Source organism: Salegentibacter salarius, from assembly GCF_900168265.1.
Taxonomy (GTDB): domain Bacteria; phylum Bacteroidota; class Bacteroidia; order Flavobacteriales; family Flavobacteriaceae; genus Salegentibacter; species Salegentibacter salarius.
Map to the genome: position 1 here is coordinate 43,679 of NZ_FVZF01000011.1, position 19,935 is coordinate 63,613.

The 19,935-nt window shown below is 37.5% G+C and carries 22 protein-coding genes; 4 read left to right on the plus strand and 18 right to left on the minus strand.

The features are described 5' to 3' along the window. The first annotated feature begins 7 nt into the window (after positions 1–7). Positions 8–1,387, plus strand: coding sequence for a DUF5689 domain-containing protein (locus tag B5440_RS07930; RefSeq protein WP_070053048.1), 1,380 nt, complete (start codon positions 8–10; stop codon positions 1,385–1,387). A gap of 30 nt (positions 1,388–1,417) precedes the next feature. Continuing rightward, entirely contained in the window at positions 1,418–1,825 is a 408-nt protein-coding gene (locus B5440_RS07935) for a hypothetical protein (RefSeq protein ID WP_070052983.1), read from the plus strand. A 20-nt stretch (positions 1,826–1,845) separates the two neighbouring features. Here the strand turns inward: B5440_RS07935 and B5440_RS07940 are convergent, their stop codons facing one another. The 13 genes from B5440_RS07940 to B5440_RS08000 all read right to left on the minus strand — a co-directional run bounded on the left by B5440_RS07940 (position 1,846) and on the right by B5440_RS08000 (position 12,541). Then, a complete protein-coding gene (locus tag B5440_RS07940; RefSeq protein WP_070052982.1) occupies positions 1,846–2,574 on the minus strand; it encodes a hypothetical protein in 729 nt (242 codons plus the stop codon). 76 nt (positions 2,575–2,650) lie between these two features. After that, positions 2,651–3,871, minus strand: a complete 1,221-nt coding sequence (gene hflX, locus B5440_RS07945) for a GTPase HflX (RefSeq protein WP_070052981.1) — start codon at positions 3,869–3,871, stop codon at positions 2,651–2,653. 166 nt (positions 3,872–4,037) lie between these two features. Next, on the minus strand, positions 4,038–4,931 hold the full coding sequence (locus tag B5440_RS07950; RefSeq protein WP_070052980.1) for a DUF3078 domain-containing protein: 894 nt from the start codon (positions 4,929–4,931) through the stop codon (positions 4,038–4,040). A 97-nt stretch (positions 4,932–5,028) separates the two neighbouring features. Then, entirely contained in the window at positions 5,029–5,541 is a 513-nt protein-coding gene (locus tag B5440_RS07955) for a DUF2480 family protein (protein WP_070052979.1), read from the minus strand. An 85-nt stretch (positions 5,542–5,626) separates the two neighbouring features. Further along, a complete protein-coding gene (locus B5440_RS07960) occupies positions 5,627–5,950 on the minus strand; it encodes an iron-sulfur cluster assembly protein (protein WP_070052978.1) in 324 nt (107 codons plus the stop codon). 1 nt (position 5,951) lies between these two features. Further along, positions 5,952–6,329: a SufE family protein gene (locus B5440_RS07965; protein WP_070053046.1), complete on the minus strand. Its 378-nt coding sequence runs from the start codon at positions 6,327–6,329 to the stop codon at positions 5,952–5,954. A 43-nt stretch (positions 6,330–6,372) separates the two neighbouring features. Continuing rightward, the gene (locus B5440_RS07970; RefSeq protein WP_079711104.1) at positions 6,373–6,801 is read right to left on the minus strand and encodes an META domain-containing protein; all 429 of its coding nucleotides are present in this window, start codon (positions 6,799–6,801) and stop codon (positions 6,373–6,375) included. Between the two features lie 10 nt (positions 6,802–6,811). Continuing rightward, positions 6,812–8,050, minus strand: coding sequence for an aminotransferase class V-fold PLP-dependent enzyme (locus tag B5440_RS07975; protein WP_070052975.1), 1,239 nt, complete (start codon positions 8,048–8,050; stop codon positions 6,812–6,814). Positions 8,051–8,098: 48 nt separating this feature from the next. Next, positions 8,099–9,415, minus strand: a complete 1,317-nt coding sequence (gene sufD, locus B5440_RS07980; RefSeq protein ID WP_070053044.1) for a Fe-S cluster assembly protein SufD — start codon at positions 9,413–9,415, stop codon at positions 8,099–8,101. A gap of 99 nt (positions 9,416–9,514) precedes the next feature. Continuing rightward, entirely contained in the window at positions 9,515–10,267 is a 753-nt protein-coding gene (gene sufC, locus B5440_RS07985) for a Fe-S cluster assembly ATPase SufC (RefSeq protein WP_070052973.1), read from the minus strand. Positions 10,268–10,308: 41 nt separating this feature from the next. Next, positions 10,309–10,710 (minus strand): hypothetical protein, encoded by a 402-nt coding sequence (locus tag B5440_RS07990; protein ID WP_070052971.1) that lies wholly within the window; start codon positions 10,708–10,710, stop codon positions 10,309–10,311. A gap of 9 nt (positions 10,711–10,719) precedes the next feature. Beyond that, positions 10,720–12,165, minus strand: a complete 1,446-nt coding sequence (gene sufB / locus B5440_RS07995) for a Fe-S cluster assembly protein SufB (protein ID WP_070052969.1) — start codon at positions 12,163–12,165, stop codon at positions 10,720–10,722. Positions 12,166–12,211: 46 nt separating this feature from the next. Then, positions 12,212–12,541, minus strand: coding sequence for a HesB/IscA family protein (locus B5440_RS08000; protein WP_070053042.1), 330 nt, complete (start codon positions 12,539–12,541; stop codon positions 12,212–12,214). A 272-nt stretch (positions 12,542–12,813) separates the two neighbouring features. Between B5440_RS08000 and thiL the strand changes: the two genes are divergently transcribed. After that, complete coding sequence (gene thiL, locus B5440_RS08005) at positions 12,814–13,878, plus strand: thiamine-phosphate kinase (RefSeq protein ID WP_070052968.1); 1,065 nt, start codon at positions 12,814–12,816, stop codon at positions 13,876–13,878. Positions 13,879–13,909: 31 nt separating this feature from the next. On the opposite strand, the gene B5440_RS08010 is transcribed toward thiL, so the two are convergent. From B5440_RS08010 to B5440_RS08030, 5 genes are all read right to left on the minus strand, one after another. Continuing rightward, entirely contained in the window at positions 13,910–14,161 is a 252-nt protein-coding gene (locus tag B5440_RS08010) for a hypothetical protein (RefSeq protein ID WP_070053041.1), read from the minus strand. Positions 14,162–14,233: 72 nt separating this feature from the next. Further along, positions 14,234–15,004, minus strand: coding sequence for an alpha/beta fold hydrolase (locus B5440_RS08015; RefSeq protein ID WP_070052967.1), 771 nt, complete (start codon positions 15,002–15,004; stop codon positions 14,234–14,236). A 191-nt stretch (positions 15,005–15,195) separates the two neighbouring features. Beyond that, positions 15,196–16,488: an aminopeptidase P family protein gene (locus B5440_RS08020; RefSeq protein WP_070052966.1), complete on the minus strand. Its 1,293-nt coding sequence runs from the start codon at positions 16,486–16,488 to the stop codon at positions 15,196–15,198. Positions 16,489–16,684: 196 nt separating this feature from the next. Beyond that, complete coding sequence (locus B5440_RS08025; RefSeq protein WP_070052965.1) at positions 16,685–16,975, minus strand: chaperone modulator CbpM; 291 nt, start codon at positions 16,973–16,975, stop codon at positions 16,685–16,687. Further along, the gene (locus B5440_RS08030) at positions 16,972–17,916 is read right to left on the minus strand and encodes a DnaJ C-terminal domain-containing protein (RefSeq protein ID WP_070052964.1); all 945 of its coding nucleotides are present in this window, start codon (positions 17,914–17,916) and stop codon (positions 16,972–16,974) included. The genes B5440_RS08025 and B5440_RS08030 overlap by 4 nt, the downstream gene beginning before the upstream one ends. Before the next feature lie 332 nt (positions 17,917–18,248). On the opposite strand from B5440_RS08030, the gene asnB reads away from it, so the two are divergent. Beyond that, a complete protein-coding gene (gene asnB, locus B5440_RS08040) occupies positions 18,249–19,922 on the plus strand; it encodes an asparagine synthase B (protein WP_070052960.1) in 1,674 nt (557 codons plus the stop codon). Positions 19,923–19,935: the final 13 nt, after the last annotated feature.

The following is a 19,935-nucleotide window of genomic DNA, read 5'->3' on the forward strand; positions in this document are numbered from 1 at the left end:
TATAGCGATGAGAAATTTTAAATTGATATCGGTTATTATCTTCCTGGTTTTGTATTCATCTTGCGTGAAAACAGGGGATTTTCAGTTGCCGGAATCTGAAACCAAAGAGATAATTATTGAAGGAAATATTACCGGAATTTCTGCGGTAAAAAGCAATTTTAAACCTGAAACTGAAGAAATATATGTTTTTTCTGAAACCAACACCTGGATGGAAGCTTATGTGGTTTCCAGTGATGAGGGAGGTAATTTTTATAAGGAGCTGGTCTTGCAGGATAAACCAGAAAATCCCGTTGCCGGAACTCTTTTGTTGGTAGATGATAATTCGCTATTTGAAACCTATAATTTTGGTAGAAAAATATATGTAAAGTTAGACGGACTCGCTTTATGGTCTAACAATGGGATACATCAACTGGGAATTCAGAATAGGGGAGATGTGGTGGCGATTCCGCCTTCCAGGATAGACGATCATATTATTAGAACCGTGGAAACCGCTGAAATTATTCCACTTCAATTAGAGATTTCAGAATTTAAGGAAATCCACGAAAACTTATTTATTCAGGTTAAAAATGTTCAGTTTAATCGAAACCTACTAAGGGAACAACATCATTATACTTTTGCCGGGGAAGTGACCGATGAGTATGATGGTGAGAGACAGTTGGAAAGCTGCAGCACAGGCGCCAGTACGATGTTAAGCACCAGCACTTTTTCCGGATTTAAATCTTTGTATTTGCCTGAAAACTCTGGAAGCGTAAAAGGAATTCTAACCCGAAATTTTTACGATGATTATTTTGTGATCGCGGTAAATTCTCCCGATGATTTTAGTTTTGACGGCGAGCGTTGCGACCCGGAATTTTTGAAGTGTACGAATAATACTTCCGAAGGAATAAATGTTTTATTCGAGGAAGATTTTACGAATATCACCAGTCTTTCAGCATTAGAAAATAGCGGATGGATCAATGTGAATGTAAACGGGGGCAAAGTTTTTCAACCCGGAAACTTTGATGGAAACCGGTATATTCGGGTTTCGGCATTTAATACCGAAGAGGCGCCAATGGAAACCTGGCTGGTGAGTCCCCCAATAAATTTAGACGATGTTTTAGGAGCTCAATTGTCTTTTGAAATTATGTCTTCTTACGATAACGCCACCATTCTAAGTGTTTTAATTACCGAAGAATTTACCGGGAATGTATTAACCACTAACTGGAAAACTTTGGATGCGATAATTCCTATAGGTCCCACCAATCAATATGGTAGAGGTTTTGTAAAAAGTAAGATCGATATTTCTTGTTTAAAGGGCGATATTCATTTTGCCTTCAGGTATTTGGGCGCCGCACCCGATAAAAGCACAACTTATGATATTGATAACATTCGGGTAAGTGGGAATTGAGTAAATTGATTTTTATTTTAAAATCAAGAAATGAAGCAAACTTTACTCTTTCTTTTTTTACTGACTTTCGTTGCCGGGTTCGCGCAGCAATCCCAGGATTTCGCGGGAAATTGGTTTTGGGAATCTCCAGATGGACAAAACACTATGGAGTTACAGCTGGAATACGAAAATCAAAACAGGATTGTTGGTAATCACTGTGTGATTTTTTATCAGGGTGAAAAAACCGACTGTAAAAGAAACGATACCGGAGCTCTTAGCATTAATTTAGTAAAAATTGCGGAAGGAGTTTATGATGGTACTATAGAAAGTGCAGTAAGTTTTACTTCCGGAAAAATACGTTTGCAATATATAGATCGTGAAAAAGCAATCCGATTTTACTTAAAAGAAGTGCCTCCCGGGGAATTCTATATCCCAAAGGAGGCATTTTTAATGAGATAAGTTTATAATAATTTAAAAACTTACTTCTGATAAGCTTCACTATATGGAGACCAAATCTCGTAAATAGGATCTCCTTTAGAACTTTTTCCCCGGTGATGCCATTTACCATCTTTTACTTCATATTTAAAATTTAAACTGGCCCCCACACGACTCGAATCTCTGGAGAAAAATTCAATATTTTCAATGTATTTTCCATTTTCTGCAGTGTAAGTTCCGCCGCCGGAGCCATTAAATTCTTTGGTGGCTGAATTAAAAGCGATCCATTGAAATCTTCCGCCGCTTAAAATCTTTACCGTGCGCCTATCACCGGGAGTCATCGTATTCATTTCCCCGTTTCTTTCCCGGCCGGTAATTACCCAGGTTCCGGTAAGGGCATCAGTTTCTTCAGAAACTCTTTCCCAAATTTTGGTTGTCATTCCGTCAGAAATTTCCATCTTGTTTTCTCCATCCCAGGAAATATTATATTCCTGTTCAGTACCGATGTTTTGGGCATTGTAGGTGTCAAAATCCCTGATTTCGGTAAGGGTTTCATCTTGGAGGCTTAGTGCTCCACCGGCTGCGCCCAAAAATTCATTATTGCTTAGATTTTTAGAACCCAGGGCAAAATAACCATCCTGAACTATTTTGATCACTACGCGATCGCTAACCGTTTCGCCATTTTTTTGAATTAGTTTCCAGGCACCATCTAATTCCTGGGCAGATATTATTCCGAAGCAGAATAGGAGAGGTAATAAGATTAATTTTTTCATTTTAATAGAATATTGATTCCCTCTAATTTAATATAAAATTCAATAAAAAACCCCGAAAATTTCGGGGCTTGATTTGCTATTTTTCTTCTCCGTATTTATCGTATTCGGGATATAGGAAGTTATTGTAGGGAAAACGGGTGATATGAATTTTGCGAACCGCTTCGTAAACTTTTCTTCTAAAATCTTCCATATTTTCCTTATTTAAAGCAGATATGAACAGGACGTTATCTCCCATTTTATTCATCCAGGTTTGCTTCCATTCTTTTAGCGTATAATGCGCTTTGGTCCTTTCGGTCATTAAATCGTCATCTTCAATTTCTTCAGCTTCATATTGATCAATTTTATTGAAAACCATAATGGTTGGCTTATCAATACTTTTAATCTCACTCATAATCTGGTTAACAGATTCTATATGGTCTTCAAAGTTTGGATGAGAAATATCTACAACGTGTAAGAGCAAATCGGCTTCTCTAACTTCATCTAAGGTAGATTTAAAAGACTCTACCAATTGCGTAGGCAATTTCCTTATAAATCCTACCGTATCGGTTAAAAGGAAGGGTAAATTACGAATTACCACTTTTCTAACCGTGGTGTCTAAAGTTGCAAAAAGTTTATTTTCGGCAAAAACTTCACTTTTACTTATGGTGTTCATTAAAGTAGATTTCCCAACATTGGTATAACCTACAAGTGCTACTCTAACCAACTGCCCGCGATTACCGCGCTGCACTTCCATCTGTTTATCTATGGTTTCGAGCTTTTTCTTTAAAAGCGAAATTTTATCTCTAACGATCCTACGGTCAGTTTCAATTTCTGTTTCCCCGGGACCACGCATTCCAATACCACCACGCTGGCGTTCAAGGTGAGTCCACATACCGGCAAGTCTTGGAAGTAAATATTCATATTGCGCAAGTTCTACCTGTGTACGGGCGTAACTTGTTTGCGCACGCTGTGCAAAAATATCAAGGATAAGCGTAGTTCTATCTAAAACTTTACACTTCAGGATCTTTTCAATATTCTTTTGCTGGGCAGGAGAAAGTTCATCATCAAAAATAGCAGTACCTACGTCATTTTCATCAACGAATTCTTTTAATTCATTCATCTTTCCGGTACCGATAAAAGTTTTAGGATTGGGTTTATCCATATTCTGGCTAAAACGCTTTATCACTTCCCCGCCTGCTGTATAGGTAAGGAACTCTAGCTCGTCCAGGTATTCTTCTAATTTATCGTGCCCCTGCTCCTTGGTTACGATACCAATTAGAACAGCTTTTTCGTGGGTTAGGTCGGTTTTTTCAATCATAACTACAAAGTTACATAATAGATTGCTACTGCGATTTTTGCTGAATTCATTTCAACATATATTTAACTAAAAAAGCTCATAAAATAAAAAACCTGCCGTTTATGGGCAGGTTGTATTTTAAATTATTGCTGCTGAAAACAAGTTCAGCAAGAAGTCTTAGAAAGATTTAAAATCCATAATTAATTCCAAGACCGAATACTTCTCTTATTTGAAATCCCTGTACTGCATTATCGTCGTAAATGGCCTGGAAAATAAGATTTGTAGAAAGATAATCGTTAATCTTCATTTTCATGTTCATGGTGTAATCTATATCTACATTTTGTGGATCTTCAAGGTAATTGGAGTAGAGGTTAAGCAGGTTTTCCATCGTTACGTTTTCAATAACGTCAAATTTAGCATATCCCGAAACCGAGGCTCCAAGTTCAAAACGCATCGCTTTATTGGCGTCTACACCAAAATAATCTCCACCTACATAGCCTGGTCCAGAGGTGAAATCTTTATCAACAAAAACCATTCGGCCGGTAGCCGGTGCAATATTTACATAGAAATTTTCGCTTTTTTTCCACATCATACCAGGACCAAACTGAAGATAGGCGGGAGATAAAAAGTTAGTATATTCTGTTCGGGTAGTTTCTCCTGTTTCAGCATCTTCACCAAATTTATAACCTTTGGTAATTTGTGTTCTGAAATTAAGAAAAAGTGAATAATACCAGTTTGAATCTTCTAATTGCTTACCTGCGATTGAGTTAAATTCTAAACGGTCACTTGTTTTTCTCGCAAACTCATCGCTGCGTTGCTTTGTGATCCCATAATCTACGAGCAACCTATTATCCCAGGTAAAATCGTCTTTTAAATAATTGAAATTATAGTCAAAAAGTAAATTTCCTGAAAGGTTAGAGGTTCCACCGCCGGTCCATTCTTCATTAAAGGCTGATTGATTAAAAAGTAAGGAGATGTTTCCTTCTTTGGTCCATCCTTGTTTTTGTTCTTCTTCCTCTTCCTGAGCAGACATATTAAAAATCCCGCCAAATAGGGCGAAAGTAAGTACTAATTTTTTCATTTTTTTATAATTCTGAATGTCACCTGAACGCTAATACAAGAATATAATCACTTTCTTGATATTGTTAAATTTGCGTCCAGCATCATGCTTGTTCATTTTAATTTTTTGGTTTCTTGTACAAAGGTACCGACGAGCAAGCCTCGCCATACATTAAACTCTTTACAACGGGTTGTAATTTTTCTATTAAAAGTAAATATGCGTTTTTTGGAACCGGTTTGTGGGCACAACCCTTTACAATTACAGGCTTATCCTTTAAATCGCTTACATCCATTTTTAAAATAGCTTCGGTGTACAGTACTGTCTCCAGTGTTTCCAGATCGCCGGTTATTACTTTTTTTGCGTAAGGCTGTAAGTAGGTAGCCAATAACATAAATGCCCAGGCCGGGATAATCGCATCGCTGGAGCAGGTAAGTGCAATGAATTTGCCTTCGTACTGGCTCCAGTCATGATTTTTGGCCTGTTCCCTAAATTCACTTTCCCGTAATACAAAACCTTCCAACAGCCAGTCTTTTACATCAAACAAAACACGTTCGCCTTCAGGATAATAATCCTCAAGGTTAAAGGTGATTAGTTTGCTGTTGGCTATCCTGTTTACAATTTCTTCAGCCATAAAATGGGTTAAGTGTTAATGGTTAAAAGTTAATAAACGTTTGAAGCAAAAGTTTTTATTCCCCCTTTGGGGCCTAGGGGGCTTTTTATAATAGCCCTAATTCCAATTTTGCTTCTTCGCTAATAAGATCCTGATTCCAGGGCGGATCGAAAGTGATCTCTACTTCGGCCTCTTTCACAGTATCTATAGACGCTACTTTCTCTTTTACTTCCTGCGGTAAACTTTCCGCTACCGGGCAGTTAGGTGTGGTTAGGGTCATTAGGATCTTTACTTCGTAATCGGTATTTACCATTACGTCGTAAATAAGTCCTAATTCGTATATATCTACAGGAATCTCCGGGTCATAAATGGTTTTTAAAACCTTTACGATCTTTTCTCCCAATTCCTGTGTATCTATTTCTTTTTCCATCTTATTTTAATTGTGTTTGGTATGCCACAGCATACATTTTAAGTTGTTTGATCATACTCACCAAACCATTGGCACGGGTAGGAGACAAATGCTCTTTCAGGCCAATATCATCAATAAATTTTGTGTCGGCTTCAATAATTGCTGAAGGATGATGATTTGAAAAAGCCCTTATTAAAATGGCTACAATACCTTTGGTAATTATCGCATCACTATCTGCAGTAAAAACCAATTTCTCATCTTTTAGTTCAGCGTGAACCCATACTTTGCTCTGACAACCTTTAATAAGGTTTTCGTCAATTTTATATTTTTCGTCTATAAGCGGAAGTGCTTTTCCAAGCTCTATCATATATTCATAACGCTGCATCCAGTCGTCGAACATCGCGAACTCGTCTACAATCTCTTCCTGTATTTCCTGTATCGTTTTACTCACTATCTTCTGTTTTTTGCAGGTTTAAAAGCTCCTGATTTTCTGCAGATAAAAATATTAAATCTTTATCGCTAATTTTTACTTTTCTGATTTCGGGAATTGCTTCATTAAAAATCTCTTCATATTCCATTTGTCCTTCGCAGTACATTTTTGTGCCTAGCGGTGGATTAAACTTTACGACGGAATCCTGAACTTTATAAGTTGCTACGAAATTATTGCAACCCGTTTTTCCCGAAAGGCGTTGTTCTTTGCCTTCAAAATTTAAAATAAAGCCTTCTACAGAAATATCTTCCCCGTCCATTTCCAGCAATTCATAATTGCCGTTAAGGGATTTTAGATCTGCTGGATCTTCTGAAATTTTTTCTTCTGAATTTCCGCAGGAAATCATTAAAAATACGCTAAGTATAAATAGGAATTTCTTCATCGTATATTGTTTAGGAAAGCATCGATTTTGCTTTTTTAACAGCCTCAATAAATCGGTCAATTTCTTCTTTAGTGTTGTAAAATGAAAAAGAAGCCCTAACCGTCCCCGGAATTTTATAAAAATCCATAATGGGTTGGGCGCAATGATGGCCGGTTCTTACTGCAATACCCATTTTGTCTACAAGCGTCCCAATATCATAAGGATGCAATCCTTCAATATTAAAAGAAATCACAGCGGTTTTTTCTCTCGAAGTTCCGTAGAGTTTCATTCCTTCAATTTCCTGAAGTTTTAAAGTGGCATAATCCAGCAATTCATCTTCGTAGCGGGCAATAGCTTCAAAACCTATACGGTTCATATAGTCTATAGCCGCACCAAAAGCGATCCCACCACAAATATTAGGCGTACCGGCTTCAAATTTATGAGGAAGCTCGGCATAACTAGTCTTTTCAAAACTCACCGTTGCAATCATTTCTCCGCCTCCCTGGTAAGGGGGAAGTTTATTGAGCCATTCTTCTTTGCCATATAAAATGCCAACTCCTGTGGGGCCACACATTTTATGAGCAGAAACCACGTAAAAGTCCACATCCAGAGCCTGAACATCGGCTTTAATATGCGGGGCGGCTTGTGCGCCATCAATTAAAACGGCTGCGCCTTTTTCGTGGGCCTTATCTATAATTTTTTTAATAGGATTAATGGTTCCCAAAGCATTTGAAACGTGGTTTAGGAAAACCATTTTTGTTTTTTCTGAAAGCAATTCTTCAAAAGACTCGTAAATAAGTTCTCCCTGCTCGTTCATGGGAATCACTTTTAAGATTGCTCCTGTTTTTTCGCAAAGCATTTGCCAGGGCACTATATTGGAATGGTGCTCTAATGCCGATACCAGGATTTCATCGCCTTTTTTTAGAATAGAAGCAAAGCCACTGGCTACAAGATTAATGCCGTGCGTGGTGCCCGAAGTAAAGATGATTTCGTGCGCTTTTTCAGCATTAAAATGTTGCTGAATTTTTCTTCTTGCACCTTCATATTTATCGGTTGCTTCCTGTGATAAACTATGCACGCCGCGGTGAATATTAGCATTGTAGTTAGAGTAATAATCTACAATCGCATCCATTACCTGTTTTGGCGTTTGCGAAGTTGCGGCATTATCAAAGTAAACCAAAGGATAACCGTTAACTTCCCTATTTAGGATAGGGAAGTCTTTTCTAATTTCGTCAACGTTAAATGCTATATTATTAGTAGCAATGCTCATTTTTATATTGATTTGAGGATTCTATTTAATGCTACTTTAGATAGCGATTTATAGGTTGAATCCTAATTCTACACCCAATTTATGGGCTATAAGTTTATTGATTCTCTTTTTAATTTCCGGAATTTTTACACTTTCCAGTACGTTATTGGCAAATGCGTACATTAAAAGTCCGCTAGCCTCTTTTCTTGGAATTCCGCGGGATTGAAGATAGAATAAAGCTTCTTCATCTAACTGACCAATTGTACAACCGTGGCTACATTTTACATCGTCTGCAAAAATTTCCAGCTGAGGTTTCGAGTTTATGGTTGCTTTATCATTTAATAAAACATTGTTGTTAGACTGGTACGCATTTGTTTTTTGCGCTTCTTTTTCAACCACTACTTTTCCGTTGAAAACACCAACTGATCTTTCGTCAAAAATACCTTTGTAATCCTGGTGCGATTCACAATTTGGTTCTATATGATGTACCAGGGTATTGTGATCTACGTGTTGTTTTCCTTCAATGATGGTTACCCCTTTCATTGTAGAATCTATGCGCTCTCCTCTTTGATAGAAATTAAGATTGTTTCGTGTTAATTTTCCGCCAAGAGAGAATGTATGTACTGAACAGAAACTTTCAGATTGTTGCTCTATGTAGGTGTTATCTATTAAAGATGCAGAAAGTTTATCGTTCTGAATCTTATAGTAATCTACAATGGCGCGCTTATCAGCAAAAATTTCAGTAACCGAATTGGTAAGTACCGGGTGCTCGGTTAAACTCTGGTGACGCTCAATGATCTGGCAGTGAGAATTCTCATCTACAACAATTAGATTACGCGGCTGTACCAAAATAGACGATTCATTTCCCGTAGAGAAATTAATGATCTGGATTGGTTTATCGGCCAAAGTATTCTTATGAATATGGATAAAAGCTCCTTCCTTGGTAAAAGCCGTATTCAACGAATTTAACCCGTTTTTTGGAGCCAGTTTGTTGAAATAATTATCAATTACCGGCTTGTAAAGGTCTTTGTTTAAAGCTGAAGACATAAGGCAAACATCAATCTTATCGTGCGTGGTGCTGGATAAGTGAGATGAGTAAATACCATCTATAAATACCAGATCGTAAGTATCTATCTCGTGGATAAGGTATTTTTTAATGTCTTTGTATTCTATAGCGTTTTCCTTCTTTGGAAAAAGACTGTAGTCTTCTTTCAAAATCGATTTCAAAGAAGTGTATTTATAATCTTCTTCTTTTCGACTTGGGAAACCCATAGTTTCAAAGTCCTTAATCGCCTGGTTTCTTATTTTATGAAGATCATCATTAGCTCCTGTGTACTCTTCTTCAAAAGCCAGGAATGATGATACTAATTTTTCTTTTAATTCCATCTTTAATTCTTTTGTCATTTCCGCAGCGGCGGAAATCTTCTTAATTGAAAGGGTGTGAATCTTCTTTTTAGTTCTATTAAAAAGTTTTCAAACCTTGAACTAAACCGCTTTTTCAGCTTTAACCCATTCGTAACCTCTTTCTTCCAGCTCAAGAGCAAGTTCTTTTCCGCCAGATTTCACAATTTTCCCGTCTACCATTACGTGAACCACATCTGGTACAATATAGTTAAGCAAACGCTGGTAGTGAGTAATTAGCAATACCGCGTTATCTTTGCTTCTTAATTTGTTCACTCCATCGGCAACAATTTTTAAAGCATCAATATCCAAACCTGAATCAGTCTCATCAAGAATAGATAGTTTTGGCTCTAACATGGCCATTTGGAAAATCTCGTTACGTTTCTTTTCACCTCCGGAAAACCCTTCGTTTAGAGATCTTGATAAGAATTTACGGTCAATTCCCAAACTTTCAGATTTCTCACGAATCTTCTTCAGCATTTCATTAGCTGGCATATCTTCAAGTCCGTTAGCTTTTCTATGCGCGTTGATAGCGGTTTTCATAAAATTGGTAACTGAAACTCCCGGAATCTCCACAGGATATTGAAAAGAAAGAAAGATCCCTTTATGAGCTCTTTCTTCAGGATCCATTTCTGAGATCTCTGTATTTTCAAAAATAATTTCTCCTTCGGTTTGTTCAAATTCCTCTTTCCCGGCAATTACCGAAGAAAGCGTACTTTTTCCTGAACCGTTTGGTCCCATTATAGCATGAACCTCTCCCGGATTAATTTCAAGATTAATTCCTTTAAGGATTTCCTTATCTTCTATACTCGCGTGTAAATTCTTTATTTTTAGCATAAATTCTCTGTATGCATCCCTAATAAAATGGGATTGGTTTATTATTCTTCTTGTTGTTCTGTAGCCTTTTCGGTCTCCAGAATTTCTAAAATCTCTCTAATTTCTATATTCTCGTTCCAGCCATCCTGCCTTGAATTTGGAACTATTTTTCCTTTTACTTTTACTGAAACCATATCAAATTCTTCTTTTTGAAATGGCTGTACCTGCTTGGCCAGTACTTTAGACATCGAGTCTATAGTTACCCCGTAAACAAAGTCACTTCCCCTTAAAATTGCCGCATCTCCTGCATAGATAAATTCCCCGGTTAGCGTTTGAATGCTATCAGGAACTTTTTCTGTTTCAGGTTGATTCATAAGATCTTCGCGGCCTTCGTCCTGGCAGGAAAAAGCCATAATAGCAAGGGCTATGATTAGCAAAAACTTCTTCATTTTTTCAATCTTCATTTTCCCTATTTATCCTACAGATCCTTCAAGGGAAATTTCAAGTAATTTTTGCGCTTCTACCGCAAACTCCATCGGTAACTTGTTTAATACTTCCTTGCTAAAGCCGTTTACAATAAGGGCGATAGCTTTTTCCGTATCAATACCACGTTGGTTGCAATAAAAGATTTGATCTTCCCCAATTTTACTGGTGGTTGCCTCGTGTTCTACCTGTCCGCTTTTGTTTTTCACTTCTATATAAGGGAAGGTGTGTGCACCACATTCGTTCCCCATTAACAAGGAATCACATTGGGAGAAATTACGAGCATTTTGAGCTCTGCCGTTTATTTGAACCAAACCTCGATAAGAGTTTTGGGAATGTCCGGCCGAGATACCTTTGGAAATAATAGTACTCTTTGTGTTTTTACCAAGGTGAACCATTTTGGTACCTGTATCTGCCTGCTGGTAATTGTTGGTTACCGCTATAGAGTAAAATTCACCAATAGAATTATCTCCTTTTAAAATACATGAAGGGTATTTCCAGGTTACTGCAGATCCTGTTTCAACTTGTGTCCAGGAAATTTTAGCGCCTTTCTCGCAAAGTCCACGTTTAGTTACAAAATTGAAAACACCACCTTTTCCATCTTTGTTCCCAGGGAACCAGTTTTGTACGGTACTGTATTTAATTTCGGCATCATCCATAGCTACCAATTCTACTACAGCGGCGTGCAATTGGTTTTCATCACGCATTGGGGCAGTACAACCTTCCAGGTAACTAACATAACTTCCAGGTTCGGCTACAACAAGCGTACGCTCAAATTGACCGGTACCGGCCTGGTTTATTCTAAAATAAGTAGAAAGTTCCATTGGGCATCTTACTCCTTTTGGAATGTAGCAAAATGAGCCATCACTAAATACTGCTGAATTTAACGCAGCATAGAAATTATCTGTTTTTGGAACTACAGAGCCAATATATTTCTTAACCAACTCTGGGTGCTCCCTTATAGCTTCAGAAATAGAACAGAAAATTATTCCTTTTTCAGCAAGCGTCTTTTTAAAAGTGGTGGTTACAGAAACTGAATCCATTACCACATCTACCGCAACACCGGCAAGTTTTTTCTGTTCGTCTACAGAAATACCAAGTTTTTTGAAGGTGTCCAGCAATTCAGGATCTACTTCATCTAAGCTATCGTATTTCGGTTTTTTATTAGGAGCCGAATAGTAAGAAATGTTCTGAAAGTTCGGTTTTTCGTAATGTACATTGGCCCATTCCGGTTCCTCCATGGTTTCCCAGTGGCGATATGCTTCCAGTCGCCATTCTGTCATCCACTCAGGCTCTTCTTTTTTCTTGGAGATTGCTCTAACAATATCTTCATTTAATCCCACGGGAAATGTATCCGATTCGATATCGGTATAAAACCCGTACTCATATTCTTTTGTCTCGAGCTCTTTTTTTAAATCATCTTCAGTATATGCCATCTCAATTTTTTATTAGTTAAAGTTCAAAATCTAAAATCCTGAACCGTTAAAGAGAAAAACTCTCTCCACATCCACAGGTTCTTTGGGCGTTGGGATTGTTAAATACAAAACCTTTGCCATTTAAACCGCCAGAAAATTCCAAAACCGTTCCTGCCAGGTATAAAACACTGCGTTTGTCTACTACTATTTTTATGTCGTTATCTTCAAAAAGTTTGTCGTCCTCAGCTTTAGCTTTGTCAAATTTTAATTCATAAGACAAGCCAGAGCATCCTCCGCTTTTAACACCTACGCGAACAAAGTCCTGTAAATTGTCAAAACCTTCATCGCTCATTAGCGCGGCAATCTTTTTTTTAGCGCTTTCGCTTACTTTTATCATAGCTAAAAAGATTAATTCTAAATTGGGTACAAATATACTATAAAACAAGCGGTTTACCATAGAGGCGGTATATGTTTTAAGAATGAGTTGATAAGCCTTATCAATCCTAACTTTTGAAATTTTGAGCGTCGCTATTGAGCTGAAAATTAGTTTGTTTCGCTGTTTTAAGCTTTGATTTATATAGTATTCTTCTACCGTCTCTCAATCTCTGGTTATCTTTATGACCAGAGTTGAATAATATTCATTTATTTTGCAAATTAAAATACACTCTTATGTTTCAGAATAGTCAGGATATGCGTACAAACCTTTCAGAATTAGGTGAATTTGGTTTAATAGATCATCTCACCAAAGGTTTTGAACCCAAGCTTACTTCTACTGTAAAAGCGATTGGCGATGATGCCGCAGTGTTGAATTTTGAAAATAAACACACCGTGGTTACTACAGATCTTTTGGTTGAAGGCGTGCATTTTGACCTCGCCTATATGCCCTTGAAACATCTTGGCTATAAAGCGGTAATGGTAAATGCTTCAGATGTTTATGCCATGAATGCAAAAGCCACACAGATTACAGTTTCAATTGCTGCTTCAAACAGGTTTCCGGTAGAAGCGCTGGAAGAATTATACTCCGGAATTCAGCTTGCTGCGAATTTATATAATATAGATGTGGTTGGGGGTGATACTACTTCGTCAACTTCTGGTTTGCTAATTAGTATAACCGCAATAGGTGTAGCCGAAAAAGAAGATATTGTTTACCGCAGTGGTGCTAAACCAAATGATTTGCTTGTAGTGACCGGCGATCTCGGTGCGGCTTATATGGGCTTGCAAATTTTGGAACGTGAAAAAGAGGTTTTTAAAGCCAATCCAAACGCGCAGCCAGATCTTGATCCTTATACTTATTTAATTGAAAGACAATTGAAGCCGGAAGCAAGGAAAGATATCGCTCCTTTATTGAAAGAACTTGGGGTGAAACCAACTTCCATGATCGATATTAGCGACGGACTTTCTTCTGAAATTATCCATTTATGTAAGAACTCACAGGTGGGAGCTAATTTATTTGAAGAGAAAATTCCGTTAGATCCTGCTGTGATTTCAGTATGTGAGGAGTTTGATATAGATAGTACTACCATTGCCTTAAGCGGCGGTGAAGACTATGAATTGCTTTTTACTATTTCGCAAGATGATTTCGAAAAGATAAAAGCAAATCCTAATTTAAGTATAATTGGGCATATGACCGAGGAAAAAGAAGGGATGCACCTAATTACACGTGCCAACCAGAAACTACCACTTATTGCTCGTGGCTGGAATTCTATGGATGCCAAGGATTCTGAAGAGAAATAAGATTTCGGAAAATTAATTCCGAAATAAATGCTTAAGAAGCGTGAGCGTAATGCTTACGCTTTCTTTTTCGGTGTATTTTGGAAATATAATCGTTGGTTTCTTTGAATTTTGGGGTTAAGCGAGCCAAAAAACCATTTGCGGTATCGGTCATTTCCATGCCGCATTTCTCGCATTTGTATTCGTGCACGTGATCTGTTACATTTTTAGAAACTCTTAGTTTGTGTCCAAAAATGCTGCAAAAAACTTTAGCGAACGAAAATGTATTAGGGTTTCTTTCCTTCATAAAAGTTTGATTTTGTTTGTTTTGAGAGCCTAAAGTATAAAAAAAAGTTAAACTTCCGACCAAAAGTTAAAATTAATCGATTAAATGCAAAATTTCTCGAAGTTCTGTTTGGTTTTCCAAAAAAGATAAATGTCCATCTGGCAAACTATAGAACTTGCTATTACAGCGTTTAGCTAGGTTCTTTATTGTACTGTACTCTAAAACAGGATCGTTTTTTCCCGCAACCACAATTTTTTGACCATTAAATTTTGCAAAAAGCTCAGTATGGTCTGTACGAATTTTCATTCCTTTTATAGCGGCATAGATTCCTGTGGAAGAAAATTGTTGGGCGCGCTTTTTTAAGATATCAATTTGAGATTTGAATATCTTATTGTTTTCGGGCGTCAATAAATTAGACATTGCCATACTTACAAAAGCCCTTTTATTTTTTAAGACCAAAGTGGCCGCGCGATCGCGGTTAGCTTTGCGTTCCTCGGAATCTGCCTGTGGAGTAGAATTTACCAACACTAAGCTATTGATTATAGTAGGAAAAATATTTTGGAATTCCAAACTTACATAACCACCCATAGAATGACCTGCAAAAGAAGCCTGTTGAATATCAAGTTCATCTAAAACCGTTTTTACAGCTTTGGCCATATCAGCCATAGTATGAACTTCTGCGAAGTTCCCAGATTCTCCGTGGCCGGGAAGGTCCATACATATAACCTGTCGTTTTGCTGAAAGTTCTACAACATAATCTTGCCATATTTCTTTAGACTCTAAAAAGCCGTGCAAGAGAACTAGAGGATTTCCTGCTCCCTGTGTGGTATAAGAAATAGGCGTGTTTTTGAAAATTGTTTTCATTGGCGCGCAAAATATAAAAAGCCACGAATTCACAAAATAATTCGTGTATTCGTGGCTTTGGTTTTAAATCGTGATCCTGAACTGGTTTCAGAGCCTGCTCCGAAATTTATTCGGAGATCTAATATAATTCTAGTTAGTCTCATGTTAGAAGCTGAAATAAATTCAGCTTGACGACAATAAGAGCTTATCTATTAAGAATTCATAATATCTTCAATCTCCTCAATTTCAATTGGGATATTGCGCATCAGGTTAAATGGTTCTCCTTCTTTTTGAATTACCACATCGTCTTCCAAACGAATTCCGAAGCCTTCATCTGGTAAATAAATTCCCGGTTCTACGGTGAAAACCTGGTTAGGTTTCATAGGTTCGGTTAAAATCCCGTAATCGTGGGTGTCTAATCCGATATTATGTGCAGTACCGTGCATAAAATATTTTTTATAAGCTGGCCATTTTGGATCTTCATTTTTAACATCAGCTTTATCTAATAAGCCAAGATCCAGTAATTCTGAAGTCATTAATTTACCGACTTCCTTGTGGTATTCTGCCCAAATAGTTCCGGGAACTAGCCATTTTGTGGCTTCTTTCTTTACCTTATTCACCGTGTTGTAAATCTTTTTCTGACGATCTGAAAACTTTCCTGAAACCGGAATAGTTCTGGTCATATCACTAGAATAATTAGCATATTCTGCGCCAGTGTCTATAAGGATTAAATCTCCTTCTTTACATTGCTGGTTATTCTCGGTGTAATGCAGTACGTTAGCGTTATTTCCGCTGGCAATAATTGGCGTATAAGCAAATCCGCGGCTACGATTTCTAATCATTTCGTGCCAGTATTCAGCTTCAATTTCGTGTTCCCAAACTCCGGGTTTCGTGAATTTTAATGCCCTGCGGAAAGCTTTTTCGGTAATATCACAAGCTTTTTGCATTAGATCTAGCTCAATTGGATCTTTTACTGAACGTAGACGCTGCAAAATAGGATTGCTTTTCGCTACCTGGTGCGCGGGATATTTTACTTTACACCATTTTATAAATCTTTCGTCACGAGTTTCGGTTTGTACATTCGCACGGTAATGCTCGTTGGTATTAAAATATACCGTTTCGCACTGTGACATTACTTCAAAGAAGATCTTTTCAAAATCCTGAAGCCAGTAAACCGTTTCTATACCGCTAACTTCTAAAGCTTTTTCCTTATCTAATTTTGCGCCTTCCCAAACTGCGATATGTGGATTGGTTTCTGTAAGAAATAAAATCTCACGATGTTCCGGTTTTGGGGCATCCGGGAAAATCACCAAAATCGCTTCTTCCTGGTCTACACCGCTTAAATAAAATAAATCCCTATTTTGCTGAAAAGGCATGGTGCTATCGGCGCCTATCGGGTAAATATCGTTAGCGTTAAAAACCGCAAGGCTGTTAGGTTTCATTCCCGCTGTAAAGCTTTTTCGGTTTTTTATAAATAATTTACTGTCTATTTGATCGTATCTCATTTGTTTATATTTTAAACCTCACAGGTTTCCAAAACCTGTGAGGTTTGTTCGTTTGTAAAGTCTTCCTGCAAAGTTATCATTATCTCTCAGAGGAAAAAACCTCCAGGCAAACCTACAAGTTAATATCTGGGAACTATAGTTTGATTTCGAGGAGTATTGGTGTATTTTCTCGATTAGCGAATTAAAAGTTCCTGGCTTACTCATATAACCCCAGCCTGTTTTTAAGCTCTAGATTTTTCTTTTGTAATTTTCGTACCTGCCTTAATAAATGCTGAATTGCTTCAAGCCCTTCCAAATTTATATCGAGGTCGTAATGCAAACGCCATAGCCTTTCAAATTCTGAAATCTCATCGCAATGCACATACTCTGTTTCTTCTACGGTAATGATTTCAATTAAACCGCTTTCATATAGTGAGCTTACAAAAGTACTTTCAACACGGTATCTGGCGCAAATCTCATCGGTTGGTATTAAATCTTCTAAATTCATGAGCGTAATTTTTGAAGTTCTTGAAACAGTTCTTTTTCTCTCGCGCTTAAGTTTGTCGGCATTTTCACATCATAAGTGATAATTAAATCCCCAAACTGATTTTCCTTTTTATACTTCGGGAAGCCTTTGCCTTTTAATTTCACTTTAGTTCCGGGTTGGGTTTCCTGTTTTACTTTTAATTTTACCTTTCCGCCAAAAGTGTCCACGGTAAGTTCCCCACCAAGTAAAGCGGTATATAAATCCATGTTTACGTGGCTAAACAAATGCTCTTTTTCTCTTCTGAATTTTGTGTTGTTTACAATATTAAAAGTAATATAAAGATCGCCTTTAGGGCCACCCTGAACGCCCGGACCGCCGTGCCCTTTAATTTTAATGGTCTGGCCATTTTCAACACCGGCGGGAATTGTTAACCGAATATTTTTCCCGTTTACCGTTAGCGTTTGTTTGTGACTGGTATACACATCGCTTAGGTTTAGCTGAAGCTCCGCATTAAAATCCTGGCCTTTAAAATGACGGCCTCGCCCCGAACCGTGAGCTCTTGCACCACTGCCAAACATTTCCTCAAAAAAGTCTGAAAAAGTATCATCGTCAAAATTCCCTGAGTAGGAATACCCGCCCTGGCCGCCACCAAAACCAGCGTTTCCAAATCCGCCGCCAGAATAGGCTCTACCGCCAGAGGCTTGCTGTTGTTTTTTAGCTTCTTCGTAAGCATCGGCGTGTTGCCAGTCTTTCCCGTATTGGTCGTATTTTTTTCGTTTTTCGGGATCGCTCAAGACTTCGTTGGCTTCATTTATTTGCTGAAACCGGAGCTGCGCTTCCTTATTATTAGGGTTGAGATCTGGGTGATATTTTCTGGCCAGCTTCCGGTAGGCTTTTTTAATATCGGCCTGGCTGGCAGATTTATCTAATTCCAGCAATTTGTAGTAGTCTATAAAATCCATGAAAACTTATGAATTAATGTTGAAATTCTATCTCCTGAAATTACTAAAAAGCTGGCTTACTTCCCATTTAGTTTGGGTAAAATCGAATAAATTAGGAGAAATTTTACAAAAGGTGTTATGCGCAATATTTATTTTTTGGAATAATACTATTAATGTTTCCTGGAAATTTTACTGCTGAAATTAAATCGAAATTATTATTAAATTTTATTTTTAATATGAAGTTAATATTGAATTTTAAATTTTCATTTGTAACCAAATACATCTTATTAGCTTTTTTTATGAAATATTAATTCAATATTTGTTTCAATATTAATACTTAAAACTTTAAAGCTGTGTGTGGAATTGTATGTGCTTTCGATTTAAAAGAGAGGTCTGAAGACTTAAGACCCCAAATATTAGAAATGGCTAAATGTTTAAGACATCGTGGCCCGGACTGGAGTGGAATTTATAGTGATGAAAAGGCGATTTTAGCGCATGAGCGTCTGGCTATTGTAGATCCCATTTCTGGTGGACAACCATTATTATCTGATGACAAACAGCTAGTGCTTGCTGCAAATGGAGAGATCTATAATCATAAAGAATTAAGAAGTCAGTTTCCAGATTATAATTTCCAAACAAAATCTGATTGTGAGGTTATCCTTGCCCTTTATAAAGAAAAAGGAGATAGCTTTTTAGATGAATTAAACGGGATTTTTGGTTTTGCTATTTATGATGCCGAAAACGATGAGCATTTTGTTGCTCGCGATCATATGGGAATTATTCCTTTATATATAGGCTGGGATCAAAACGGAACCTTTTATGTAGCTTCAGAACTTAAAGCTCTGGAAGGAAAATGTACTAAGATTGAATTATTTCCTCCCGGGCATTATTTATCCAGTAAAAAGGAAGGTTTTCAAAAATGGTATGAGCGCGACTGGATGGAGTATGATGCCGTAAAGGATAATGAAACCAGTATCGAAGATTTAAAAGAAGCTCTTGAAAAAGCGGTGCACCGGCAGTTGATGAGTGATGTACCTTATGGTGTTTTACTTTCAGGTGGTTTAGATTCTTCAATTACTTCTGCGGTTGCCAAACTGTATTCAGAAAAAAGAATAGAAAGCGACGATAAAGACGCAGCATGGTGGCCAAGATTGCACTCTTTCGCCATTGGGTTAGAGGGTTCACCAGATCTTGCTGCTGCGCAAAAAGTGGCCGATCATTTAGACACGGTTCATCACGAAATAAAATTCACTATACAGGAGGGATTAGATGCGATTAAAGATGTTATTTATCATTTAGAAACTTATGATGTAACCACAATTAGGGCGTCTACTCCTATGTATTTAATGGCTAGAACTATCAAATCTTTAGGGATTAAAATGGTGCTTTCGGGTGAAGGTGCAGATGAATTATTTGGCGGGTATCTTTACTTTCATAAAGCTCCTAGTGCAAAAGATTTTCACGAGGAGACCGTTCGAAAATTAGATAAATTACATCAATATGATTGTTTACGAGCTAATAAATCTCTTTGTGCCTGGGGTATAGAGGGGCGTGTTCCATTCCTGGATAAAGAATTTATGGATGTAGCCATGAGGATAAACCCTAAAGATAAAATGATTACCGGCGATCGTATAGAAAAGTGGGTGTTAAGAAAGGCATTTGAAGATTATTTGCCGGAAAGCGTAGCCTGGAGGCAAAAAGAACAATTTTCAGATGGTGTTGGTTATAGCTGGATAGATACTCTAAAAGAATTGGTTAATGCCGAGGTGAGCGATGAGCAGCTTAAAAATGCACGCTTTAAATTTCCAATTCAACCACCTTCTAGCAAAGAAGAATATTATTACCGATCTATTTTTACCGATCATTTCCCAAGCGACGCTGCTGCAGAGTCAGTTCCATCTGTGCCTTCTGTAGCTTGTAGTACGCCAACTGCTTTAGAATGGGATGAGTCATTTAAAAACATGAACGATCCGTCAGGTAGAGCAGTAGCTAATGTTCATTCTGATAGTTATCAAAAAGCTACCTAAATCTATGGGTAGC

What these genes read in the sequence shown, in the direction of transcription:
- B5440_RS07930 (WP_070053048.1), top strand. Translation starts at nt 8, where the DNA reads ATGAGAAATTTTAAATTGATATCGGTTATTATCTTCCTGGTTTTGTAT.
- B5440_RS07935 (WP_070052983.1), top strand. Translation starts at nt 1,418, where the DNA reads ATGAAGCAAACTTTACTCTTTCTTTTTTTACTGACTTTCGTTGCCGGG.
- B5440_RS07940 (WP_070052982.1), bottom strand. Translation starts at nt 2,574, where the DNA reads ATGAAAAAATTAATCTTATTACCTCTCCTATTCTGCTTCGGAATAATA.
- hflX (WP_070052981.1), bottom strand. Translation starts at nt 3,871, where the DNA reads ATGATTGAAAAAACCGACCTAACCCACGAAAAAGCTGTTCTAATTGGT.
- B5440_RS07950 (WP_070052980.1), bottom strand. Translation starts at nt 4,931, where the DNA reads ATGAAAAAATTAGTACTTACTTTCGCCCTATTTGGCGGGATTTTTAAT.
- B5440_RS07955 (WP_070052979.1), bottom strand. Translation starts at nt 5,541, where the DNA reads ATGGCTGAAGAAATTGTAAACAGGATAGCCAACAGCAAACTAATCACC.
- B5440_RS07960 (WP_070052978.1), bottom strand. Translation starts at nt 5,950, where the DNA reads ATGGAAAAAGAAATAGATACACAGGAATTGGGAGAAAAGATCGTAAAG.
- B5440_RS07965 (WP_070053046.1), bottom strand. Translation starts at nt 6,329, where the DNA reads ATGTTCGACGACTGGATGCAGCGTTATGAATATATGATAGAGCTTGGA.
- B5440_RS07970 (WP_079711104.1), bottom strand. Translation starts at nt 6,801, where the DNA reads ATGAAGAAATTCCTATTTATACTTAGCGTATTTTTAATGATTTCCTGC.
- B5440_RS07975 (WP_070052975.1), bottom strand. Translation starts at nt 8,050, where the DNA reads ATGAGCATTGCTACTAATAATATAGCATTTAACGTTGACGAAATTAGA.
- sufD (WP_070053044.1), bottom strand. Translation starts at nt 9,415, where the DNA reads ATGGAATTAAAAGAAAAATTAGTATCATCATTCCTGGCTTTTGAAGAA.
- sufC (WP_070052973.1), bottom strand. Translation starts at nt 10,267, where the DNA reads ATGCTAAAAATAAAGAATTTACACGCGAGTATAGAAGATAAGGAAATC.
- B5440_RS07990 (WP_070052971.1), bottom strand. Translation starts at nt 10,710, where the DNA reads ATGAAGATTGAAAAAATGAAGAAGTTTTTGCTAATCATAGCCCTTGCT.
- sufB (WP_070052969.1), bottom strand. Translation starts at nt 12,165, where the DNA reads ATGGCATATACTGAAGATGATTTAAAAAAAGAGCTCGAGACAAAAGAA.
- B5440_RS08000 (WP_070053042.1), bottom strand. Translation starts at nt 12,541, where the DNA reads ATGATAAAAGTAAGCGAAAGCGCTAAAAAAAAGATTGCCGCGCTAATG.
- thiL (WP_070052968.1), top strand. Translation starts at nt 12,814, where the DNA reads ATGTTTCAGAATAGTCAGGATATGCGTACAAACCTTTCAGAATTAGGT.
- B5440_RS08010 (WP_070053041.1), bottom strand. Translation starts at nt 14,161, where the DNA reads ATGAAGGAAAGAAACCCTAATACATTTTCGTTCGCTAAAGTTTTTTGC.
- B5440_RS08015 (WP_070052967.1), bottom strand. Translation starts at nt 15,004, where the DNA reads ATGAAAACAATTTTCAAAAACACGCCTATTTCTTATACCACACAGGGA.
- B5440_RS08020 (WP_070052966.1), bottom strand. Translation starts at nt 16,488, where the DNA reads ATGAGATACGATCAAATAGACAGTAAATTATTTATAAAAAACCGAAAA.
- B5440_RS08025 (WP_070052965.1), bottom strand. Translation starts at nt 16,975, where the DNA reads ATGAATTTAGAAGATTTAATACCAACCGATGAGATTTGCGCCAGATAC.
- B5440_RS08030 (WP_070052964.1), bottom strand. Translation starts at nt 17,916, where the DNA reads ATGGATTTTATAGACTACTACAAATTGCTGGAATTAGATAAATCTGCC.